This window comes from Komagataeibacter xylinus (genome assembly GCF_031081985.1).
GTDB classification, from domain to species: Bacteria; Pseudomonadota; Alphaproteobacteria; order Acetobacterales; family Acetobacteraceae; genus Komagataeibacter; species Komagataeibacter xylinus_E.
The window spans coordinates 41,264-61,420 of record NZ_JARWSK010000011.1; the positions used below are offsets into that span (position 1 = coordinate 41,264).

The 20,157-nt window shown below is 66.1% G+C and carries 15 protein-coding genes; 8 read left to right on the plus strand and 7 right to left on the minus strand.

Annotated elements, in window-relative coordinates; genetic code table 11:
- Positions 1-16 precede the first annotated feature (16 nt).
- Positions 17-514, minus strand: coding sequence for a bactofilin family protein (locus QEG70_RS16545; RefSeq protein ID WP_374762624.1), 498 nt, complete (start codon positions 512-514; stop codon positions 17-19).
- Positions 515-946: 432 nt separating this feature from the next.
- On the opposite strand from QEG70_RS16545, the gene QEG70_RS16550 reads away from it, so the two are divergent.
- From QEG70_RS16550 to QEG70_RS16560, 3 genes are all read left to right on the plus strand, one after another.
- Entirely contained in the window at positions 947-1,957 is a 1,011-nt protein-coding gene (locus QEG70_RS16550) for an adenosine kinase (protein WP_308721616.1), read from the plus strand.
- 188 nt (positions 1,958-2,145) lie between these two features.
- Complete coding sequence (typA, locus tag QEG70_RS16555; RefSeq protein WP_308721617.1) at positions 2,146-3,969, plus strand: translational GTPase TypA; 1,824 nt, start codon at positions 2,146-2,148, stop codon at positions 3,967-3,969.
- 224 nt (positions 3,970-4,193) lie between these two features.
- Entirely contained in the window at positions 4,194-4,466 is a 273-nt protein-coding gene (locus QEG70_RS16560) for a hypothetical protein (protein ID WP_308721618.1), read from the plus strand.
- Positions 4,467-4,615: 149 nt separating this feature from the next.
- Here the strand turns inward: QEG70_RS16560 and QEG70_RS16565 are convergent, their stop codons facing one another.
- Positions 4,616-5,881 (minus strand): D-amino acid dehydrogenase, encoded by a 1,266-nt coding sequence (locus QEG70_RS16565; RefSeq protein WP_308721619.1) that lies wholly within the window; start codon positions 5,879-5,881, stop codon positions 4,616-4,618.
- Positions 5,882-5,990: 109 nt separating this feature from the next.
- Complete coding sequence (locus QEG70_RS16570; protein ID WP_308721620.1) at positions 5,991-7,016, minus strand: NAD(P)/FAD-dependent oxidoreductase; 1,026 nt, start codon at positions 7,014-7,016, stop codon at positions 5,991-5,993.
- Positions 7,017-7,279: 263 nt separating this feature from the next.
- Between QEG70_RS16570 and tsaE the strand changes: the two genes are divergently transcribed.
- The 5 genes from tsaE (at position 7,280) to trxA (ending at position 15,569) form a co-directional block, all read left to right on the plus strand.
- Positions 7,280-7,765 (plus strand): tRNA (adenosine(37)-N6)-threonylcarbamoyltransferase complex ATPase subunit type 1 TsaE, encoded by a 486-nt coding sequence (tsaE, locus tag QEG70_RS16575; RefSeq protein WP_308721621.1) that lies wholly within the window; start codon positions 7,280-7,282, stop codon positions 7,763-7,765.
- On the plus strand, positions 7,762-8,523 hold the full coding sequence (locus tag QEG70_RS16580; protein ID WP_308721622.1) for a nucleotidyltransferase family protein: 762 nt from the start codon (positions 7,762-7,764) through the stop codon (positions 8,521-8,523). Before tsaE ends, QEG70_RS16580 begins: the two co-directional genes overlap by 4 nt.
- Entirely contained in the window at positions 8,520-11,573 is a 3,054-nt protein-coding gene (gene addB / locus QEG70_RS16585) for a double-strand break repair protein AddB (RefSeq protein ID WP_308721623.1), read from the plus strand. The genes QEG70_RS16580 and addB overlap by 4 nt, the downstream gene beginning before the upstream one ends.
- Complete coding sequence (addA, locus tag QEG70_RS16590) at positions 11,570-15,160, plus strand: double-strand break repair helicase AddA (protein WP_308721624.1); 3,591 nt, start codon at positions 11,570-11,572, stop codon at positions 15,158-15,160. Before addB ends, addA begins: the two co-directional genes overlap by 4 nt.
- 79 nt (positions 15,161-15,239) lie before the next feature.
- The gene (trxA, locus tag QEG70_RS16595; protein ID WP_308721625.1) at positions 15,240-15,569 is read left to right on the plus strand and encodes a thioredoxin; all 330 of its coding nucleotides are present in this window, start codon (positions 15,240-15,242) and stop codon (positions 15,567-15,569) included.
- Between the two features lie 73 nt (positions 15,570-15,642).
- On the opposite strand, the gene hpnK is transcribed toward trxA, so the two are convergent.
- From hpnK to QEG70_RS16615, 4 genes are all read right to left on the minus strand, one after another.
- Entirely contained in the window at positions 15,643-16,497 is an 855-nt protein-coding gene (hpnK, locus tag QEG70_RS16600) for a hopanoid biosynthesis-associated protein HpnK (protein ID WP_308721626.1), read from the minus strand.
- 70 nt (positions 16,498-16,567) lie between these two features.
- Positions 16,568-17,992 (minus strand): hopanoid biosynthesis associated radical SAM protein HpnJ, encoded by a 1,425-nt coding sequence (gene hpnJ, locus QEG70_RS16605; protein ID WP_061272758.1) that lies wholly within the window; start codon positions 17,990-17,992, stop codon positions 16,568-16,570.
- Between the two features lie 95 nt (positions 17,993-18,087).
- The gene (hpnI, locus tag QEG70_RS16610; RefSeq protein ID WP_308721627.1) at positions 18,088-19,266 is read right to left on the minus strand and encodes a bacteriohopanetetrol glucosamine biosynthesis glycosyltransferase HpnI; all 1,179 of its coding nucleotides are present in this window, start codon (positions 19,264-19,266) and stop codon (positions 18,088-18,090) included.
- 62 nt (positions 19,267-19,328) lie between these two features.
- A complete protein-coding gene (locus tag QEG70_RS16615) occupies positions 19,329-19,991 on the minus strand; it encodes an ABC transporter substrate-binding protein (RefSeq protein WP_308721628.1) in 663 nt (220 codons plus the stop codon).
- Between the last annotated feature and the right edge of the window lie 166 nt (positions 19,992-20,157).

Genomic DNA, 20,157 nt, shown 5'->3' on the forward strand with positions numbered 1-20,157 from the left:
CGGGCAGAAGCGTGCCTCAGCCAGCGCTGGCCGGGCGCGGGGGCGCGGGCTGAGCGGCAGGCGCGGCAGCGGGTGCGGCCTGCGGGGCGGCGGGGGTGGTGATCATTTCAAGCTGGCCGGTGACCTGGCCGCCATCTTCCACCTTCAGGCGGCGGCACTTGGCCTTGCCGAGCAGGCGACCGGTGGAGCGGATGGTCAGGCTGCCGCGCACGGTCAGCGTGCCATCGATGGTGCCCGCGAGTTCCGCGTCCTCAACCTCGACTTCGCCCTTGAACACGCCGCCCTGCGCGATCTGCAGTTCGGATGCATTGATCAGCGAGGACTCGACCGTGCCTTCCACAACCAGGCGCTCGGCATCCTGGATGGTGCCTTGCACGCTGATGCCACGCCCGACCACCAGGGTGCGGCGCTCATTTTCCTTTTTGGCGGGGGCGGCAGCGCCCGGCGCACCGGGGCGTGCGCCACCCGGCGCGGACGAGGGGGACGGCGTGGGCGGGAAGGGCGGACGGGCCATGGATGTATTTTCCTTGCTGGCAGATGGGGAAGAAGGAGAGGCGCCACCGCCCATGACCGGGCGGCCCGGCTGCTGCGGCGCGGGGGACGGAGTGGGGGCAGGTGGCGTGGTGTCTGCTGGCTTGCGTCGTTTAAACAATATTACCCCGCTTGGTTAGATGCTGCATCGGAGCGCGTGAACGCTCCGGAACGAAAAAGAACGCGTCTCGGGCTGGTTGCAGGCCGCAGCCCCCATACCCGGTTATACGCCCCCCAAACCTGTCGACAAGGGCGTTAAGGGGCCGGGAGAGGCATTAAAAACTTCATGCATTGCGCCATTTACCCGCCAATGATAGCGAAGGGCGACTTTGGCCCGAAAAAATGGGTTATTTCGTGGCGCACCTGCGCCTTGCCTGCATATCGGGCCTGATCAGCGATGGGAGTGACACAGGGTATGGAAAATTCGGGACAGGCGGCAGAATGCCGGTTTGACCTGCTGGGCATCGGCAATGCGATCGTCGATGTGCTGGCGCCGGTGGAAGCAGCCTTCCCGGAGCGCAACGGCATGACGCCGGGCGGCATGATGCTGATCGACGCCGCCCGCGCCGAGGCGCTGTACGGCCAGATCCGGCGCGAGAAGGAAATGGGCGGCGGCTCGGCGGCCAATACCTGCGTCGTTGCCTCCAACATGGGCGCGCGCGTGGCCTATCTGGGCAAGGTGGCCGATGACGTGCCGGGCCAGGCCTTTGGCGCCGACATGCAGGCCGCGGGCGTGTATTTCCCCTCATCGCCGCTGCAGGGCGATGCGGGCACCGCGCACCCCACCGCGCGCTGCATCATCCTGGTCACGCCCGATGGCCAGCGCACCATGAACACCTATCTGGGGGCGTGCGTGAATTTCGGCCCCGAAGACGTGCTTGCCGATGTGGTCCAGTCCGCCAAGGTCACCTACATGGAAGGCTACCTGTTCGACCCGCCAGCGGCACAGGAAGCCTTTCGCACCGCGGCGCGCATCGCGCATGAGGCCGGTCGCAAGGTGGCGCTCTCGCTGTCCGACAGATTCTGCGTCGACCGCCACCGCACGGCGTTCCTTGACCTCGTGCGCGGGCATGTCGACATCCTGTTCGCCAACGAGGACGAGATCTGCGCGCTGTACCAGACCGCCGATTTCGACCATGCCGCCCGCCTTGTGGCCGCTGACACGCATTTCGCTGTCCTGACCCGGTCGGAGAAGGGCAGCGTCATCATCCAGGACCAGCAGCGCATCGTCATCGACAGCGTGCGCACGCAGGTGATCGACACCACCGGCGCGGGCGATGCCTATGCCGCGGGCTTCCTCGCCGGCTGGACATCGGACCGCACGCTTGCCGAATGCGGGCGGCTGGGCAGTGTCGCCGCCTCGGAAGTGATTTCGCATTACGGCGCGCGCCCGCTCATGAACATGCGCCAGGACATGGATTTCTGACCTGAAGGCCAGGGAGCCGGGCGTTTGACAGGGTTGTGCGCGAAGTTTCGCGTGCAATCCGCGCCAGTCCGCTTTATCTACGCAGCCAGCAGCCAATCATTCCGCCGCCGCACGCACGGGTGTCGCCCGCATGTGCCGCCGCGCACCCGTATGGCGTAACGCCAAGGAAAGTCAGGTCAAGAGCACTTATGGATATCCGCAATATCGCCATTATCGCGCACGTCGATCATGGCAAGACCACGCTGGTCGACCAGCTTCTCAAACAGTCCGGTTCCTTCCGCGATAACCAGCACGTTGCTGAACGCGCCATGGACAGCAACGACCTCGAGCGCGAGCGTGGCATCACCATTCTTGCCAAGTGCACGTCGGTGGTGTGGAAAGATACCCGCATCAACATCATCGACACCCCGGGCCATGCCGATTTCGGCGGCGAGGTCGAGCGTATCCTGAGCATGGTCGATGGTGCCATCGTGCTCGTCGATTCCGCTGAAGGCGCTCTGCCCCAGACCAAGTTCGTGGTGGGCAAGGCGCTTGCGCGCGGCCTGAAGCCGATCGTGGTCGTGAACAAGATCGACCGTGGCGATGCCCGCCCCGATGAGGTGCATAACGAGATTTTCGACCTGTTCGCGGCCCTTGGCGCCAATGACGAGCAGCTCGACTTCCCCATGCTCTACGCCTCGGGCCGCCAGGGCTGGGCCGATACCGAGATCGACGGTCCGCGCAAGGACCTCTCGCCCATGTTCGACCTGATCCTGCGCCACGTGCCGGCGCCGAAGGTCAACAAGGACGCACCGTTCGCGATGGTCGCCACCATCCTGGAGAACGACAACTTCCTTGGCCGCGTGCTGACCGGCCGTGTCGAGCAGGGTGTGGCGAAGATGAACATGCCCGTGCATGTGCTGCGTCCCGATGGCTCGGTGGTCGAGACCGGCCGCCTGACCAAGCTGCTCTCCTTCCGTGGCCTTGACCGCGTGCCGGTGGAAGAAGTCGAAGCAGGCGACATCGTGGCCGTGGCCGGCCTGTCGGAAGCGACGATTCCCGAGACGATTGCAGCCCCTGAAGTCAAGGAGCCGCTGCCCTCCACCCCGGTTGATCCGCCGACGCTGTCCATGACCTTCCGCCTTAACGATGGCCCGCTTGGCGGCCGCGAAGGCAAGAAGGTCACCTCGCGCCAGATCCGTGACCGCCTGTTCAAGGAAACGGAAGGCAACATCGCCATCCGCGTGTCCGAAAGCCCCGAGAGCGAGGCCTTCGAGGTTGCAGGTCGTGGCGAACTCCAGCTTGGCGTGCTGATCGAGCAGATGCGCCGTGAGGGCTTCGAGCTGACCATCGGCCGCCCCCGCGTGCTGTTCCGCACCAATGAGGAAACCGGCGAGCGCGAAGAGCCGTTCGAGGAAGTCCTGATCGACGTGGACGAGCCGTATTCGGGCGTCGTGGTTGAGAAGATGGCGCTGCGCAAGGGCATCATGCAGGACATGCAGCCTTCGGGCGGTGGCAAGGTGCGCCTGAGCTTCCTCATCCCCTCGCGCGGGCTGATCGGCTATCATGGCGAATTCCTGACCGACACGCGCGGCTCGGGCATCATGAACCGGCTGTTCCATGGCTATCAGCCCTATGTCGGGCCGATTGCAGGCCGTCGCAACGGTTCGCTGATCTCGTCGGAAGACGGGGCGACCACGCAGTATTCGCTGTTCTCGCTGCAGGACCGTGGCACGCTGTTCGTGGATGCGGGCGAGAAGGTTTACGTGGGCATGATCATCGGCGAGCATTCGCGCGAGAATGATCTTGAAGTGAACCCGGTGCGTGAAAAGAAGCTGACCAACATCCGTGCCGCCGGCAAGGACGAGGCCCTGCTGCTGATCCCGCCGCGCAAGATGAACCTCGAGCAGGCGATTGCCTATATCGAGGATGACGAACTTGTCGAGGTTACGCCGTCCGCCGTGCGTATCCGCAAGCGCTACCTTGATCCGCACGAGCGCAAGAAGCGCGAGCGTTCGGGCTCGGTTGACTGATTTCTGCCTGGCATGAGGGTGGCTGCAATCTTTAGTAACGTTTCAGTTCTTGAGATTGCGGTCACCTTGCGGCAGAAGTAAGAACATATCCATAAATTTAAGAATTTTAATTCAGGACGGCTTTCCTGCTTCATGTTAGATCAGGGAAGCCAGACCGGTTGGCACGATTCGTCAGCCCACTGGCCTATTGGGACATACAGTCCTGAGTCCTGGAGTATTTTTATATGATCGTTTCCACCCGTCGTTTCCTGGCTGCCCTGTCCGCTGTTGCCGTCATGGGCGTTGCAGCACCTGTCATGGCGCAGACCGCCGAGCCGACCACCCCGGCCGTTTCCGCGCCGCAGCACGTGCCTGACGCAGCCGATGCCTCGGCCCCCGCTGAAGAAGCAGGTGCGAAGAAGAAGCATCACAGTGGCCGCCATCACAATGGCACGCACCATCATGGTGCCAAGAAGGACGCGGCGGCTCCGGCTGCTGCTGCCCCGGCCGCTCAGTAATTCCCGCATGCCCGTAACCGGCTCCGTTGTGGGCTGGTTACGGCGGCAAGAAAAAAGCCCGGCTTATGCCGGGCTTTTTTTGCGCCAAATCCGGGCGGTGCCGCCTTGTTGCGCAAAGGCGGCACCCTGTTTGAAAGGCCTGTCCGGCTTCAGGCCGTGGCGTAGCGGTCGATGGACAGGTCGAGGCAGGGGATCTCGGTGGGCTTGTTGCTCATGCGGTCGGCCAGCACGCGGCCCGAGCCGCAGGCCATGGTCCAGCCCAGCGTGCCATGCCCGGTATTGAGCCACAGATTGGCAAAGCGGCCTGCAGGCCCGATTACCGGCGTGCCATCGGGCGTGCTCGGGCGCAGCCCGGTCCAGTAGGCACCCTGCGACAGGTCGCCGCCCGTGCCGAACAGTTCGCTGAACGAGAGTTCAAGCAGTTCGCGCCGGTCGCGGCTCAGGCGCAGGTTGTAGCCCGTCAGTTCCGCCGTGCCGCCAATGCGGATGCGGTCGCCCAGCCGCGTGATCGAGACTTTGTGGGTCGCGTCATTGACGGTGGAAACCGGCGCGCGGGCGGGATCGGTTACCGGCAGCGTCAGCGAATAGCCCTTGGTGGGGTAGACCGGCAGCTTGATGCCCAGCGGGCGCAGCAGCAGAGGGGAATAGCTGCCCATCGACACCACGTAGGCATCCGCCGTCATGCGGCCCACAGACGTGCGCACGCCGAGGATGTCAGTCGCCGAGGCATCGAGGGCTTCGATATTGGTCTCGTAATGGAAGGTGACGCCGAGTTCTTCCTCCGCCTTCTGGGCCAGGCGGGTGGTAAACATGTGGCAGTCGCCCGATTCATCGCCGGGCAGGCGCAGCCCGCCCTGAAACAGGTGGCGGTTTTCCATCAGGCCCGGCTCGTGGCGGGCAATGTCATCAGGGCTGAGGAACTCGTGGGCGATGCCCGCAAGGTCGAGCAGCTTCATGTCGCGGGCGGCGGCGTCCACCTGCTTTTGCGTGCGGAAAAGCTGGATCAGGCCACGCTGTTCGTCATCATAGGTGATGCCGGTATCGCGGCGCAGGGCATCAAGGCAGTCGCGGCTGTAGGTCGCGATGCGCAGCATGCGGGACTTGTTGATATCGTAGTCATGCGCGTTGCAGTTGGCCAGAAGCTGCTCGAGCCAGCGCATCATGGCGAAGTCGAGGCGCGGGCGCACGACGATGGGCGCATGCGGCCCGGCCATCCAGCGCAGTACCTTGAGCGGCAGCGCGGGCTCGGCCCAGGGGGAAGAGAACCCCGGCGAAATCTGGCCCGCATTGGCAAACGAGGTTTCCATCACGGCGGCGGGCTGGCGGTCAATGACCGTGACCTCGTGGCCTTCCTTGGCGAGATACCATGCCGCCGTCACGCCAACCACGCCTGCGCCCAGAACGATAACTTTCACGGTCTGTCCCTTATTCTTCCGTCATCAACACATCGGGGATGCGCCACACGGAAGCAATGGTCAACCGTTTGAGTTATGACAGGACCGGATGGCTGGAATCCGCCACCCGTCAGCCTGCGGGCACGCCCTTGCTGGTTGAATATTCAAAATGCAGCGCCGTATCCGGGTGCACGATGGGGTGGATGGCGTGGGCCGCCATGGCCCCTTCGGTAAAGCCCTGCAGGATCAGCTTGAGCTTGCCGGGATAGGTCGCCACATCGCCCACCGCGAAAATGCCGGGCAGGCTGCTCTCGCAGGTGGAAGGGGTAACGGGAATGGTGCCGCGCATGGTGTCGAGCCCCCACTGGGCAATCGGCCCGAGGTCGGTCGCCAGCCCGAAGAAGGGCAGCAGGTGGTCGCACGCCACATGCCTGATCGTGCCATCAAGCGTTGCAAGGTCCACGCCCGCAAGCGCGCCGTTCGTGCCGTGCAGGCCATGGAGTTGGTAGCCGATGATCTTTTCCACCTCGCCCCGGCTGACGGCCTCGTCAAGCTGGCGCAGGCTTTCGGGGGCGGCGCGAAAGCGGTCGCGGCGGTGCACCAGCTTCACGCTGCGCGCCACCTCGCGCAATGACAGCGCCCAGTCCACCGCTGAGTCGCCACCGCCTGCAATCAGCACGTCCCTGCCCGCAAAATCGGCGCGGCGGCGCACGAAATACTGCACGCTGCCCGTGGCCTCGAACGCGGTCAGCCCCTCAAGCGGGGGGCGGTTGGGGCCAAATGCGCCCGCACCGGCCGCAATGATCACGGCGCGGGCTTCGATCACGTCGCCCTTGGTGGTGCCCAGGCGGAAACTGCCGCGCGTGCCCTCAAGGCGCTCAACCCGGCGGCCAAGCAGGCGTGGCACGTCAAAGGGCGCGATCTGGCGGTCAAGGGCCTCGATCAGCGCGCCACCCTCGATGGCGGGGTGGGCGGGAATGTCATAGATCGGTTTTTCGGGGTAGAGCGCTGCGCACTGGCCGCCAATTTCATCAAGCGCGTCAATCAGCACGCAGCCAAGTTTGAGCATGCCGCATTCAAAGGCGGCGAACAGCCCGGCAGGGCCTGCGCCGATAATGGCGACATCGGTGGTGTGGGTGGGGGAGGGCGTGGTCATGTCCGGCTCGGCTGTCCTGCAGTCCATGGTCTGGGTAAAGGCATATGTCAGGTGCGGTTTTGCTTGGTTGTGCCCGCTGGCGCAAGCCTCGGGCGTGCCCCGGCGCATCCCGGCGCATGACGATGGCGTGCGCAATGGCGCTAAACTATTGAAAAGACATTTCTCCTTAACATAATCGGGGCGTGGGGCAGGAACGTGGTTTTCCGCGCGCGCCCTGTCATGCCCCTTGTGCGCCGGGGCGGCGCAGGGGCACACTGGCCGGCATGGATGCAAACTTTTCCCGGCATGAAATTTCCCTGCCCGACTCCGGGGCCACGCAGGCGCTGGGCCGGGCACTGGCCGCAGTGCTGCGCCCCGGCGATGTCGTGCTGCTCGAAGGTGATCTGGGCGCTGGCAAGACCACGCTGGCCCGCGCCCTGCTGCGCGCCCTGTGTGCGGACGGGGAAATGGAAGTGCCCAGCCCGTCCTATACTCTGGTGCAGGTGTATGAGGCCCCGGTAGCCCCGGTCTCGCATTTTGACCTGTGGCGGCTTGATGGGCCTGACGCCCTGCATGAGCTGGGGTGGGATGAGGCTTGCGAGGGCATCGTGCTGGTGGAATGGCCAGACCGGCTGGGCGTCCTTACGCCCCCTGATGCGCTGCGCGTGAGCCTTGTGCCCGATGCCGCGGGCGGGCGCGTGGCCCGGCTGGCAGGCAATGCGGCCCGGCTGGCGCCGTTGACGAACCCCGATACAGGAGATGCCCCATGAGCGTGAACATGCCCCGTACTGCCATGGTTTTTGCCGCAGGGCTGGGCCGCCGCATGCGGCCGTTGAGCGAATCGGTGCCCAAGCCGCTGCTGCCCGTGGCGGGCCAGCCGATTCTGGACCACGTGCTCGACCGGCTCGAGGCAGCGGGGGTTGCGCAGGTGGTGGTCAATGCCCACTGGCAGCCCGATGCCATCCACGCAGCCCTTGCCGCGCGTGCGGCCGCCCATCGCGGCCCGCGCACCGTCGAGCAGGTCGAGGATACCCTGCTGGAAACCGGCGGGAGCGCGGCAAGTGCTTTGCGCGCGGGCCGGATCGGACCGGACCCGTTCTTCCTGCTCAATGGTGATGCCATGTGGCTCAATGGCCCGGTGCCCGCCCTGCGGCGGCTGGCGGCAGCGTTCGACCCCGCCTCCATGGACGCCATGCTGCTGCTTGGCAGCATGACGCGCGCGGTGGGCGAGGTGGGCCATGGCGATTTTGCCGTTGATGCCCACGGCAGGCCGCGCCGCCCGCGCGCGGGTGAGATCACGCCCTATGTCTTTACCGGCGTGCAGATCGTCTCGCCCCGGCTGTTTGATGCCGCACCCGAGGGCGGCTTCAGCATGAACCGCCTGTGGGACCGGGCGATGGAGGCGGGCCGGCTGGGCGTGATCGTGCATGATTCGCTGTGGTTCCACCTCTCGCGCCCGGCCGATATCGCAGCCGCCGAGCGCGTGCTGCATTCAACCCTCAACCCGGATTCGGACACCGGCCTATGACGCAGCCCGAAGCGACCTGCCTGCGTGGTCGCGCCGCCGTCATTCCGCCGCATGTGCCGTTTGTAGACCAGATCGCCGCGCGCTGGCTGGCGCATGCGGGGCATGACGCGCAGGCCTGTGGCAACGGGCTGATCCTGCTGCCCAGCCGCCGCGCCGCCCGCGCCCTGACCGAGGCCTTCGTGCGGCAGGTCGATGGCCGCCCCATCCTGCTGCCGCGCATCGCCCCCATTGCCGGGCTTGATGAGGCGGCCCTTGCGCTGTCGGGCCGCAACGCGCTCGACCTGCCACCGGCGGTCGATCCCGTGCGCCGCCTTGCCACGCTTACGCTGCTGGTCATGCAGGCGGGCCGCGCTTTTGGTGATGTGCAGGGCGTGGACCAGGCCTGGCCGCTTGCCCGCGCGCTGGCCGAGCTGATGGATGAGGCGGAATGGGCCGAATGCGACCTGCATGACCGCCTGCCCCATGCCGCCGAGGGTGATTTTGCCCAGCACTGGCATTTGACCGTGCAGTTCCTGTCCATCATCACCCAGGTCTGGCCCGCCTGGCTGGCCGAGCAGGGGGTAATGAACCCCGTCGCCCGCCAGACCGCCCTGCTGCACGCGCAGGCCGCGCGGTGGCTGGAAACACCCCCCCCTGCAGGCTACCCCATCTGGGCGGCGGGTTTTTCCGATGCGGTGCCATCCACCATCGCCATGCTGCGTGCCGTCCTTTCGCTGCCCGATGGGCTGCTGGTGCTGCCGGGCGTGGACATGGACTGCGCCGATAACGTCTGGTGCAACCTGCCGCCGGACCACCCGCAGGCGGGCACCGCGCACATGCTGGCCGAACTCGGCCTTGAGCGGAGTTGCATGGAACGGTGGGGGGAGGTGCCCAAAGGGTGCGTCGCCAGCAGCCCCATCGCGCGCGCCAGCCTGCTGGCCCGCGCCCTGCTGCCCGCCCATGCGCTGGCGGGCTGGCGCGACCCCGAGGCCCCGGTCATGGCCGATGGCCTGTCGGTACTGCGCAGCACCGACCAGCAGGAGGAAGCCGCCGCCATTGCCATGGTGCTGCGCCAGGTGCTCGAGCAGCCGGGCAGGCGGGCCGCCCTCGTCACCCCCGACCGCGCGCTGGCCGGGCGCGTTGCCACCGAGCTGGTGCGCTGGGGCGTCATTGCCGATGACAGCGCGGGCGAAAGCCTGCTCACCATACCGCAGACCGCCTTCCTGCGGCTCATCATACAGGCGGTGGATGGCGGGCTCTCGCCCGTGGCGCTGCTTTCGGTCATCAAGCACCCGCTGGCGGCGTGCGGCCTTGCGCCGGGCAACTGCCGCGCCAGCGCCCGCCAGCTCGAGCGGCTGGTGCTGCGTGGCCCCGCCCCGCCACCGGGCATTGCCGGGCTGCGCGGCGCGCTGGCCCGGGCGGCAAAAGACCCGCACGGCGCATTGGCCGATGCGCCTGACGCGCCGGAGGAAATCACCGCCTTCATCAACCGGCTCGAAACGGCCCTCGGCCCGCTGCTGGCGCTGCCACGCGCCAGTCTGGTGCCGGTTTCCACCCTGCTTGCCGCCCTGATCGAGACCGCGCAGGCCCTTGCCGCGACCGATACCACCGATGGCGCCGAGCGCCTTTGGGCAGGCGAGGAAGGCAATGCGCTGGGCCAGCATATGAGTGCCATGCTGGCATGGTGCGACGTGTTGCCCGAGGCCCGGCTTGGCGCGCTTGACGGGCTGCTGGCCTCATCGCTTGCAGGCATGACGGTGCAGGGGCGGCGCGCGGTGCGCGGGCGCGAGGGCACGGCGGTGCATCCGCGCGTGTTCATCTGGGGCCTGCTCGAGGCGCGATTGCAGACCGCCGATACCATCGTGCTCGGCGGCCTTGTGGAAACCGTCTGGCCTCCCGCCACCGATCCGGGGCCATGGATGAGCCGCCCCATGCGCACCCGCGTGGGCCTGCCCTCGCCGGAATGGGCCATAGGGCAGGCCGCGCATGACTTTGTTGCGTGCGCCTGTGCTGCGCCAAGGGTGGTGCTGTCCATGGCGGCACGGCGGCAGGGCGCGCCCACCGTGCCCGCGCGGTGGCTGGTCAGGCTCAATGCCTATCTGGCAGGCCACGACCATGCCCTGCCGACGCACCCCGCCCTGCGCTGGCTGGACAGCCTCGACCGCCCGCCCGGCGGGCTGGTGCAGCCCGCAAGCCCGCCGCGCCCCTGCCCGGCAGTTTCCCTGCGCCCGCGCAGCCTGTCGGTGACCGAGATCGAGACATGGATGCGCGACCCCTACGCCATCTATGCCCGCCGCATCCTGCGCCTCAACCGCCTGCCCGACCTCGAGGAACTGGCCGATGCAGCGGATTACGGCCAGATCGTGCACGCGGCGCTTGACCGCTGGTTCCGCGCCCACCCCACCGGCTGGCCTGCTGATGGCGAAGCACGGATGCAGGCCATCTTTGCCGATGTGCTGCGCGCGGCCGAACTGCGCCCCGCACTTGCCGCGTGGTGGGCGCCCAGGCTGGAGCGCATCGCCACATGGTGTGCTGCGACCGAACAGGCGCGCTGCATGGCGGGTGGCAAGCGCACGGTGCTGACCGAACTGGGTGGCCGGATGCAGCTTGAAGACCTGCCCGGCGGCCCCTTTACCCTGCGTGGCCGGGCCGACCGGATCGACCGGCACGATGATGGCACGCTGAGCCTGTTCGATTACAAGACCGGCACCCTGCCCACGCGCCGCAGCGTGCTGGAGGGCTGGCAGTCGCAACTGGTGCTTGAGGCCGCGATGATTGAGAGTGGCGGCTTTCCACCTCCCGTGGCGGGCACGGTGGCGGAACTGGTGTACTGGCGCCTGACCGGTGGCCATGTGCCCGCCCTGGTGCTTGACGTGGCGCGCGGGGCGGAACTGACCGAACTGATCGCATCGTGCCGCGCGGGGCTGCGCGCTCTGGTGGCCGGGTATGACAATCCCGGCCAGCCTTACCTGTCGCACCCCTATCCCGGCGAGGAACCCCGCTTTGCCGATTACGCCCATCTGGCCCGCGTTGCGGAATGGAGTGCGGCGCGTGAGGAGAATGGCGGATGAACGCCTCCCCCCAAAAGGCCGACAGCACGATGGACGCCATCGGCCTTGCCAATGCCAGCCAGGCCCAGGCATCCGACCCGCAGGCCTCGGTATTCGTTTCTGCCTCGGCGGGCAGTGGCAAGACCAAGCTGCTGATCGACCGGCTGCTGCGGCTCATGCTGCCGCGTGACGTGCCCGACCGTGACGGCGTGCCCACCCGCGTTGCGGGCAGCGATCCCGGTCGCATCCTGTGCCTGACCTTCACCAAGGCGGCGGCGGCGGAAATGTCGATCCGCCTGCAGGACCGGCTGGGCCAGTGGGTCATGCTGCCCGATGCGGCGCTTGATGGCGAGCTTGCCCGCCTGTCCGTGCCGGTGGATGACCGCACGCGGGAGGTGGCGCGCGAACTCTTTGCCCGCGTGCTCGACCTGCCCGGCGGCATGCGCATCGGCACCATCCATGCCTTCTGCCAGTCGCTGCTGCGCCGCTTCCCCATCGAGGCCGCGATCAGCCCGCATTTCACCCTGATCGAGGAGACCGATGCCCGCCTGGCCCAGCGTGCCGCGGTTGAGGACGTGGTGGGCGCGGGTGGCCCCGCCGTGGGGCTGCTGGCAGGCCAGATTGGCGTGGGTGACTTTACGTCCCTGATTGCGCGGCTACAGGCGCATGCCCGCCGCATGCTGCCGGTGGCGCGGCAATGGGTGCGCGACCGGGCCAGTGTCGAGGCCGCCCTGATGCGCCTGCTGGGCATAAGCGGGCGCAGTGTGGAGGAGGTGCTGCGCCAGGCCTGCGCCACCATCCCCGATGAGGACGCCCTGCGTGATGGCCTGCGTTTCGCGGCGCAGGAAGGATCACCCACGGTCAGGACGCAGGCCGAAACCATGCTGGACTGGCTGGGGCAGGATGCGACCACCCGCGCGGCGCAATGGCCCGTGTGGCGCAAGGCACTGCTCAAGAACGATGGCGCCCCCCGGCAGCGTGGCGGCCTGAATGCGAAGCTTGCCACCCTGCGCCCGGTTCTGGTCGAGCAGCTTCTGGCCGAGGCCACGCGCATCATCGCCATCGAGCAGCAGATGCGCGCCATCACGGTGTTTGAACTCACCTGCGCGCTGCTCTCGGTCGCCCAGCCGGTGCTCGAGCGTTACGCCACGCGCAAGAGCGCGCAGGGCATGGTTGATTATGACGACCTGATCGACCGCACGCTCGAACTACTGCGCGACCCCGGTGCGGCATGGGTGCTATACAAGCTCGATGGTGGCATCGACCACCTGCTGCTCGATGAGGTGCAGGATACCTCGCCCGACCAGTGGGCCATTGCAGGCGGCCTGACGGCGGAGTTCTTCGCAGGCGAGGGCACGCATGAGGACGAAGGCACGCCGCGCACCATCTTCGCGGTGGGGGACTACAAGCAGTCCATCTATTCGTTTCAGGGCGCCGATCCCGAGGCCTTCCGCGCGTGGCGGCAGCGTTTTCGCCAGCGTGCGGCCGCAGCCGAGGCCCTGTGGCGCGAACCGGCCCTGACCGTCTCCTTCCGCTCCACCGCCCCGGTGCTCAAACTGGTGGACAGCGTATTCGCCAATCCTGCCGCCGCCCGTGGCGTGGCCGAGCCTGATGGCACCATTCCCCCCCATGTCACCGCCCGCCCCGGCCAGGGCGGCCGGGTGGAGATCTGGCCCCCCGTGCCGGTGGAAGATGATGGCGAGGCGGTCAGCCCCTGGCAGGCCCCCACCCACAATGCGGGCCAGTCCACCGCCCAGCAGCGCCTGGCCGATACGCTGGCCGCCTGGATCGCAGCGGAGTTGCGCAGGCCGCCCGCACCGGGCGAGGCACCACTTGCGCCGGGGGATGTGCTGATTCTCGTGCCGCGCCGCTCGGCCTTTGCCCGTGCCCTGATCCGTGCGCTCAAGACCAACGACGTGCCGGTGGCCACCCTCGTGCGCACCGTGCTGACCGACCAGCTTGCGGTGCAGGACCTCATGGCGCTGTGCGCGTGCCTGCTCCTGCCGCAGGATGACCTGACGCTGGCCTGCGTGCTGACTTCGCCCATTGGCGGGCTGGATGATGAATCGCTCATGCATCTGGCAACGGGGCGTGATGGCAAGCCGCTGTGGGCCGTGCTGCGCGCGCGCCATGCCGAGCGGCCCGACTGGGCGGCGGCGTGGCATATCCTCAACACGCTGTTCCGGCAGGTGGATTACGCAACGCCCTACCAGCTTCTGGCCGAGGCCCTTGGCCCGCTGGGCGGGCGCACCCGGCTGCTGGCCCGCCTCGGGCCGGAGGCGGTGGAGCCGGTGGATGAACTGCTCTCCGCCGCACTCCGTTTCGAGGAGGCGCATGCCATCTCGCTGCAGGGCTTCCTGCACTGGCTCAATGCATCGGACGAGACCGTGCGCCATGAACCCGATGCCTCGGCCAACATGGTGCGCGTCATGACCGCGCACGGGGCCAAGGGGCTGCAGGCGCGGCTGGTGGTGCTGCCCGATACCATCGCCAGCCCGCGTTCGGACACCAACATCCTGTGGAAAAAGGACCGGCAGACCGGCCTCGACATTCCCATCTGGGTACCCCGCCGCGAACTGGCCACTGAGCTGACCGCCGCGATGCAGGAAAAGATAAAACAGGAGGCGGCAGAGGAATATAACCGCCTGCTCTACGTGGCGCTGACCCGGGCGAGCGACCGGCTGGTGGTCTGCGGCTGGAAGCCGAGCCGGGGCGTGCCCGATGGCTGCTGGTACGACCTGTGCCACCGTGGCTTCGAGCAGGCGGGCGCCGAGGCCCGCCCCTTCGATCTGGGCTGGGAGGGCGAAAGCCTTGTGCTGGAGGAAAAGCGCAGCGTGCCTGCCCCCATGCCCAGGGCGCAGGCCCCGGCGCTGGATGCGGAGCCGGTTGCCCTGCCGGACTGGATGGGCCACGCGCCGCTGTGGCGGCCCGTGCTGCCCGTGGCGGAGGGGCCGCTGGCCCGCCCGCTTGCACCCAGCCGGCCCGATGACGTGGCCCTTGGCCCGCAGCCTGCCGTGCGCTCGCCGCTGGTTGCGGCCAGCACGGTGCGCGACCGGGCGGATGCCACGGCGCGCCGCGCCCGCGCCCTGCAACGCGGGCAACTGGTGCATGCCCTGTTGCAATACCTGCCCGACTGCGCGCCTGATGCGCGGGCGGACCTGGCCCATGCCTGGCTGTCGCGCCCGGCAGCGGGGCTTGCGCCAGATCTGTGTGATGAACTGGTGGCGGAGGTGCTCGAAGTCATGGACAGGCCGGAGCTTGCGGCCCTGTTTGCGCCCGGCAGCCGCGTGGAGCAGCCGCTGGCCGGAATCGTGGGCGAGCAGGTGATCGTGGGGCAGGTGGACCGCATGGCGGTCAATGCCGATACGGTTACGGTGTGCGACTTCAAGACCAACCGCCACCCGCCCGCCGATATTGGCCAGACCCCGGTGCTCTACCTGCGGCAGATGGCGGCCTACCGCGCCCTGCTGCGCGGGGTCTATCCTGGCAGGCAGGTTGTGTGCGTGCTGGTCTGGACCGAGGGTGTGCGCGTTGACATCCTGCCTGCGGCGTTGCTCGATCATTATGCACCGGACAGGGTTGCCTTAAAGAAATCGGTACAGGCTTGACCGAGTGCCGGGTGATTGCCATGTCAGCAGGACGCACGCACCAGGGCGGCCCCGGCTGCCCTAAAGGGAGAATTAAGTGATGAGCGAAAACACGATTGCGGTCAGCGACGACCAGTTCAAGACCCTGGTTCTTGACGCAAAAGAGCCGGTTCTGGTTGATTTCTGGGCTGAATGGTGCGGCCCGTGCAAGATGATCGCGCCAGCGCTTGAGGAACTCGGCGGCGAGTTCAAGGGCCGCATGACGGTGGCCAAGGTCGATATCGACAACAACCTTCGCACCCCCAATGAATATGGCGTGCGCAGCATTCCCACCCTGGTCCTGTTCAAGGACGGCAAGCCCGTGGCCCAGCAGACCGGCGCCATGCCCAAGAGCCAGCTCAAGGCATGGGTTGAATCCAAGCTGGGCTGATCATCAGTAAAAGTTTCAAAAAAAGCCGCCTTTTTGAAAAAAGGCGGCACCCAAAAACTTTTATCCTGCTTGTTCAGCGCCCACAGGCGACATCGGTCCATGTGGTGGGTGTTGCCCCCGCATGGGCCAGCCCGGAGCGGAAGCCCGGCGCGCACAGCGTGCGGAACTCGGCCTCATGCTCGTAAGTCGGCATGAGCCTCTGCAACAGTTTGTTCTTGGCCGTGGCCGGGTGGAAATAGATTTCCGACAGGCCATCAGGCAGGTGGGCAGCCAGCGCCGAGACGCGCTCGGTGGTCATGTGCCCGCTCCAGGCCAGGCCAAAGCACCAGTCATTCGTCACCAGCCCGGCCTTGTGTGCCTGATGGCGCAAAAGCCCGGTCCAGCGCCGCAGGGCGGCATCGCCCAGCGTATCGGCATAGGTGCCGGCCGCCCGCAGCGGCTCGGGTGGCTCAAGCGGCACGCGCACGGCGCGCAGGCCGTGGCGCAGGCCGCTTTCAATCAGGTAGCGCCCCACGGTGGGGTGCAGGTGCATGTGCTTGTGCGCGTTGGCGTGGTCCAGCGCCAGCCCCGTGGCGGCAAAGGCGCGGAACTGCGCCTCGATTTCGGCGGCGAGTTCACGGCGCACGGCAGGGCGGAAGAAATACTCAACCCCCAGCTTGAGCTGGTCGGAGGGGAACAGTCCATCCTGCGGCACCAGCAGCGGAATATCGGCAGGCGGCAGGGTGGCCGGGCCTTCAATGGCCACAAGATGCAGCCCCACCCGCAGGTCAGGCAGTTTTTTCGCCCGGCGCACGGCATCGGCGGCGGCAGGGCCGGATACCATGAGGCTTGCGGTTGACAGCAATCCATCCCGGTGGGCGATCTCGATGGCCTCGTTGACTTCTTCCGACAGGCCGAAATCATCGGCGGATATGATGACGCGCTTCATGCTGGAAAACCGGGTGGCTTGAAAAAAGAAATGCCGGAACCCGAAGGTTCCGGCATGTGGCGTGGCGTGATCAGGCCGCGCGGCGTTCGCGCAGGAACTGGAAGAACTCCACCCCTTCGCGCAGGCGGCGCTTCATCATCTGCGGGCTGCGCACCATCTCGTTCAGGATCGAGGCGATCTTGGGCGCGCGGAAGTAGAACTTCCGGTAGAATTCTTCCACGCTCTGGAAGATTTCGGTGTGCGACAGGTGCGGGTAGTGCAGCGGCGCGATCTGCACGCCGTTATCATCGATCAGTTCGGCGTTCTTTTCATCCAGCCAGCCATTCTCGGTCGCCTGCTGGTGCAGGAACGTGCCGGGATAGGGCGCTGCCAGCGAGACCTGCAGCGTGTGCGGGTTGATCTCGGTTGCAAAGCGGATGGTTTCCTGAATGGTTTCCTTCGTCTCGCCCGGCAGGCCGAGGATGAAGGTGCCATGGATCTTGATGCCGAGTTCGTGGCAGTTCTTGGTGAACTCGCGGGCCGTCTCGACGCGCATGCCCTTCTTGATGTTGTGCAGGATCTGCTGGTTGCCGCTCTCGTAACCGACCAGCAGCAGGCGCAGGCCATTGGCCTTGAGCACTTCCAGCGTCTTGCGGGGCACATTGGCCTTGGCGTTGCACGACCAGGTCACGCCCAGCTTGCCCAGTTCCTTGGCAATCGCCTCGGCGCGGGGCAGGTCATCGGTGAAGGTGTCGTCGTCGAAGAAGAATTCCTTCACCTGCGGGAAATACTGCTTCGCCAAGCGGATTTCGGCAGCCACGTGCTCGGGGCTGCGGGTGCGGTAGTGATGGCCACCCACGGTCTGCGGCCACAGGCAGAAGGTGCAGCGCGACTTGCAGCCACGGCCGGTATAGATCGAGATGTAGGGGTGCATCAGGTAACCGATGAAGTAATCTTCAATCTTCAGGTCACGCTTGTACACCTCGGTCACGAACGGCAGGCTGTCCATGTCCTCGATCATGGCGCGGTCGCGGTTGTGCACGATCTTGCCATCGGCGTCGCGCCAGGAGATGCCATCGACATCTTTCCACTCGCGGCCTTCCGCCATTTCCTTGATGGTGAAGTCGAACTCGTTGCGGGCCACGAAGTCTACCGGCGGGGCGTTGAGCAGGCTCTCTTCGGGCTGCACCGCCACCTTGGCGCCAACCATGCCGATCTTGACCTTGGGGTTGGCATCCTTGAGCATCTGGGCCACGCGCACGTCCGATGCGAAGGAAGGCGTGGAGGTGTGCATGATGACGAGGTCGCGGTTGCGCACGTCTTCGAGGATCGGCTCCATGCCCATGCGGGCAGGCGGTGCGTCGATCAGGCGGCTGCCCTCGACCATGGCGGCGGGCTGCGCCAGCCAGGTCGGGTACCAGAACGACTTGATTTCCCGCTTGGCCTGATAGCGGGAACCGGCCCCACCGTCGAATCCGTCAAACGAAGGCGGCTGGAGAAACAGGGTTTTCATCATGCTACGCGTATCCTCGGGTTCTGGCGGGGAACGGGGTTCCCTTAATACCCGTTCTTATTGACTACAGGGTGGGTTTTTAAACGGTCCGGCGGGGGTCAGTCACCGGGGGAGGCGGGTTGCGATCGTGGTGTCATGACCGAATGGGGCGTGACATGCATTGTCTGCCCCCGCCAGGCAACCCTCGTGCCCGTAACGCTGCCCACCATGATTGCGGCTGAGATCCAGTCACGCAGGGGAAGCAGCAGCAACGGCAGCAGGCTGCGTTGCGCCAGTGTCCGGTCAAGGATGAAGGAACATACGCCCCGCCATCCCCACGCACCAAGAAAGAAAAACCATGTCCATGCCGCGTGCGGTGCCAGCAGCACCGCAACAGTGGCCCAGAACAGGGGGAGCTGGATGGCCGAGGCCGCATAGCCCGCCGGTTCCAGTGTCTTGACGGTGCGGCCCCAGCGCAGTTCATGCGCCAGCACCTCACGCATCGAGGTTTCGCCCACGGTGGTCCATGTCATGCACGCGGCAATGGCAATATCCTTGCCATGCTCGCGCACGTAGCGGCCAAGAATTGCATCATCGGCCACATGGGGCACAAGGGCTTCGAGCCCGCCAATGGCGTCGAGCATGGAGCGCCGCAGCGCCATGGTGGCGCCAAGGCAGTCCTGACGCCCGAGGTAGCGCGACAGCATGACGCCGGGCAGGAAGTTGTGGTTGATCTGGCAGGCGGCAAGCAGGCGCGGCACGGTGTTCGAGGCAGGCAGCCCTGCATAGAGCGTGGTCACAAGCCCCACATTGTCGGGCACCATGGCGCCCACCACATGGCGCAGGTAATCGGGTGCCACATGAATGTCCGAGTCGGAAATGACCAGCACATCATGCTTAACCCGCCTCATGATGTTGATCAGGTTGCCGATCTTGCGGTTCACGCCATGGAAGGTGGGGTCGATCACCAGTTCCATCTGCACATCCGGATGGCGTTCCATCAGGCGGCGGACAATGGGAATGGCGGCATCATCCTCGGCCTGCACGCCAAAGACGATCTGCATCTGCGGATAGTCCTGGGTGCAGAAGCTTTCGAGGGCTTCCTCCAGCAGGGGTTCATCGCCATGCAGCGGCTTGAGCACGGAGACCGGGGGCAGGGGTACTTCCCGGTCAACGCGTTTTTCCTGCCAGCGGAAACGCGAGACCAGAAAAGTGCCTATCGCTGCCTGCATGCACCCGGCGGCCGCGACAGTCGCAGCCAGTCCGGCGGGTGAAACAAGAGCGTTAAAAACAGACATTATTTTTCCGGCAAGGTCCCGCGCGTGAAACAAAATGAAAAAGACGACAGGGAAGAGTCAGGTTACTCTTCCGAGAAGGTCTTGATTTTCTTCTGTAACAGATTTGTCAGTTTTTGCACATTCCCGCCAGACAGGGCGGAGCTGAAATCTGCACGCTGTGCCGCAACCTGGCTGATATGGGCATTGAGCAGCACGTCAACGATCTGCCAGCCTTTTGCACCCGAGCGCATCACGTAATTGATTTCGGTGCCGTTCGGGTCATCGGATGAGCCGATGCGCGTTATAACAATGCGGTCGTTACCCACCGGGGAGGGCGTGACGGAAGGCTCGATGGTGAAGCGCGCATCGCTGCCCGGCTTGAAGCTCGAGACATAGCGGGCAATGGTGAACTGGCGGAACGTGGTCAGAAGCTGCTGCTTCTGGTCATCGGGCAGGGCGGCGTAGCGCGGGCCGATGGAGGAGGCGAGCACGGCCTCCATGTCATAGGCGCGGTCGATTGCCGGTGCCAGCATCTGCGAGCGCTGCTCGAACGTGCCGCTACCCTTGGCCTGCACGCGGTCGAGGGCAGCATACAGGGCCTTGATCGGCTCCTGCACCTGCGCGTCGGACGCGGCGGCCGCATGGGCTGCGGAAATGGGGAAGACGGCAGGGATGACCGGTGCCGCCATCAGGCCGGCGCATAGCGCCAGTGCGGTGGTTTTCAGGGCATGTTTCATAATGTTCATGATTTCGGTCCGTTTGCCGTCTTTAGCAAGGGCTGCGTCATGCTGATTCCGACACCCAGCGCATCAAGGGCGGTATTGGTAATGGCCACCGCATCCAGCCCGGCCTCGTGGTACTGGGCCTCCTGGCTGTTATGGTCGATGAAGCGGTCGGGCAGGGTCATGGGGC

What these genes read in the sequence shown, in the direction of transcription:
- QEG70_RS16545 (WP_374762624.1), bottom strand. Translation starts at nt 514, where the DNA reads ATGGCCCGTCCGCCCTTCCCGCCCACGCCGTCCCCCTCGTCCGCGCCG.
- QEG70_RS16550 (WP_308721616.1), top strand. Translation starts at nt 947, where the DNA reads ATGGAAAATTCGGGACAGGCGGCAGAATGCCGGTTTGACCTGCTGGGC.
- typA (WP_308721617.1), top strand. Translation starts at nt 2,146, where the DNA reads ATGGATATCCGCAATATCGCCATTATCGCGCACGTCGATCATGGCAAG.
- QEG70_RS16560 (WP_308721618.1), top strand. Translation starts at nt 4,194, where the DNA reads ATGATCGTTTCCACCCGTCGTTTCCTGGCTGCCCTGTCCGCTGTTGCC.
- QEG70_RS16570 (WP_308721620.1), bottom strand. Translation starts at nt 7,016, where the DNA reads ATGACCACGCCCTCCCCCACCCACACCACCGATGTCGCCATTATCGGC.
- tsaE (WP_308721621.1), top strand. Translation starts at nt 7,280, where the DNA reads ATGGATGCAAACTTTTCCCGGCATGAAATTTCCCTGCCCGACTCCGGG.
- QEG70_RS16580 (WP_308721622.1), top strand. Translation starts at nt 7,762, where the DNA reads ATGAGCGTGAACATGCCCCGTACTGCCATGGTTTTTGCCGCAGGGCTG.
- addB (WP_308721623.1), top strand. Translation starts at nt 8,520, where the DNA reads ATGACGCAGCCCGAAGCGACCTGCCTGCGTGGTCGCGCCGCCGTCATT.
- addA (WP_308721624.1), top strand. Translation starts at nt 11,570, where the DNA reads ATGAACGCCTCCCCCCAAAAGGCCGACAGCACGATGGACGCCATCGGC.
- trxA (WP_308721625.1), top strand. Translation starts at nt 15,240, where the DNA reads ATGAGCGAAAACACGATTGCGGTCAGCGACGACCAGTTCAAGACCCTG.
- hpnK (WP_308721626.1), bottom strand. Translation starts at nt 16,497, where the DNA reads ATGAAGCGCGTCATCATATCCGCCGATGATTTCGGCCTGTCGGAAGAA.
- hpnJ (WP_061272758.1), bottom strand. Translation starts at nt 17,992, where the DNA reads ATGATGAAAACCCTGTTTCTCCAGCCGCCTTCGTTTGACGGATTCGAC.
- hpnI (WP_308721627.1), bottom strand. Translation starts at nt 19,266, where the DNA reads ATGTCTGTTTTTAACGCTCTTGTTTCACCCGCCGGACTGGCTGCGACT.
- QEG70_RS16615 (WP_308721628.1), bottom strand. Translation starts at nt 19,991, where the DNA reads ATGAACATTATGAAACATGCCCTGAAAACCACCGCACTGGCGCTATGC.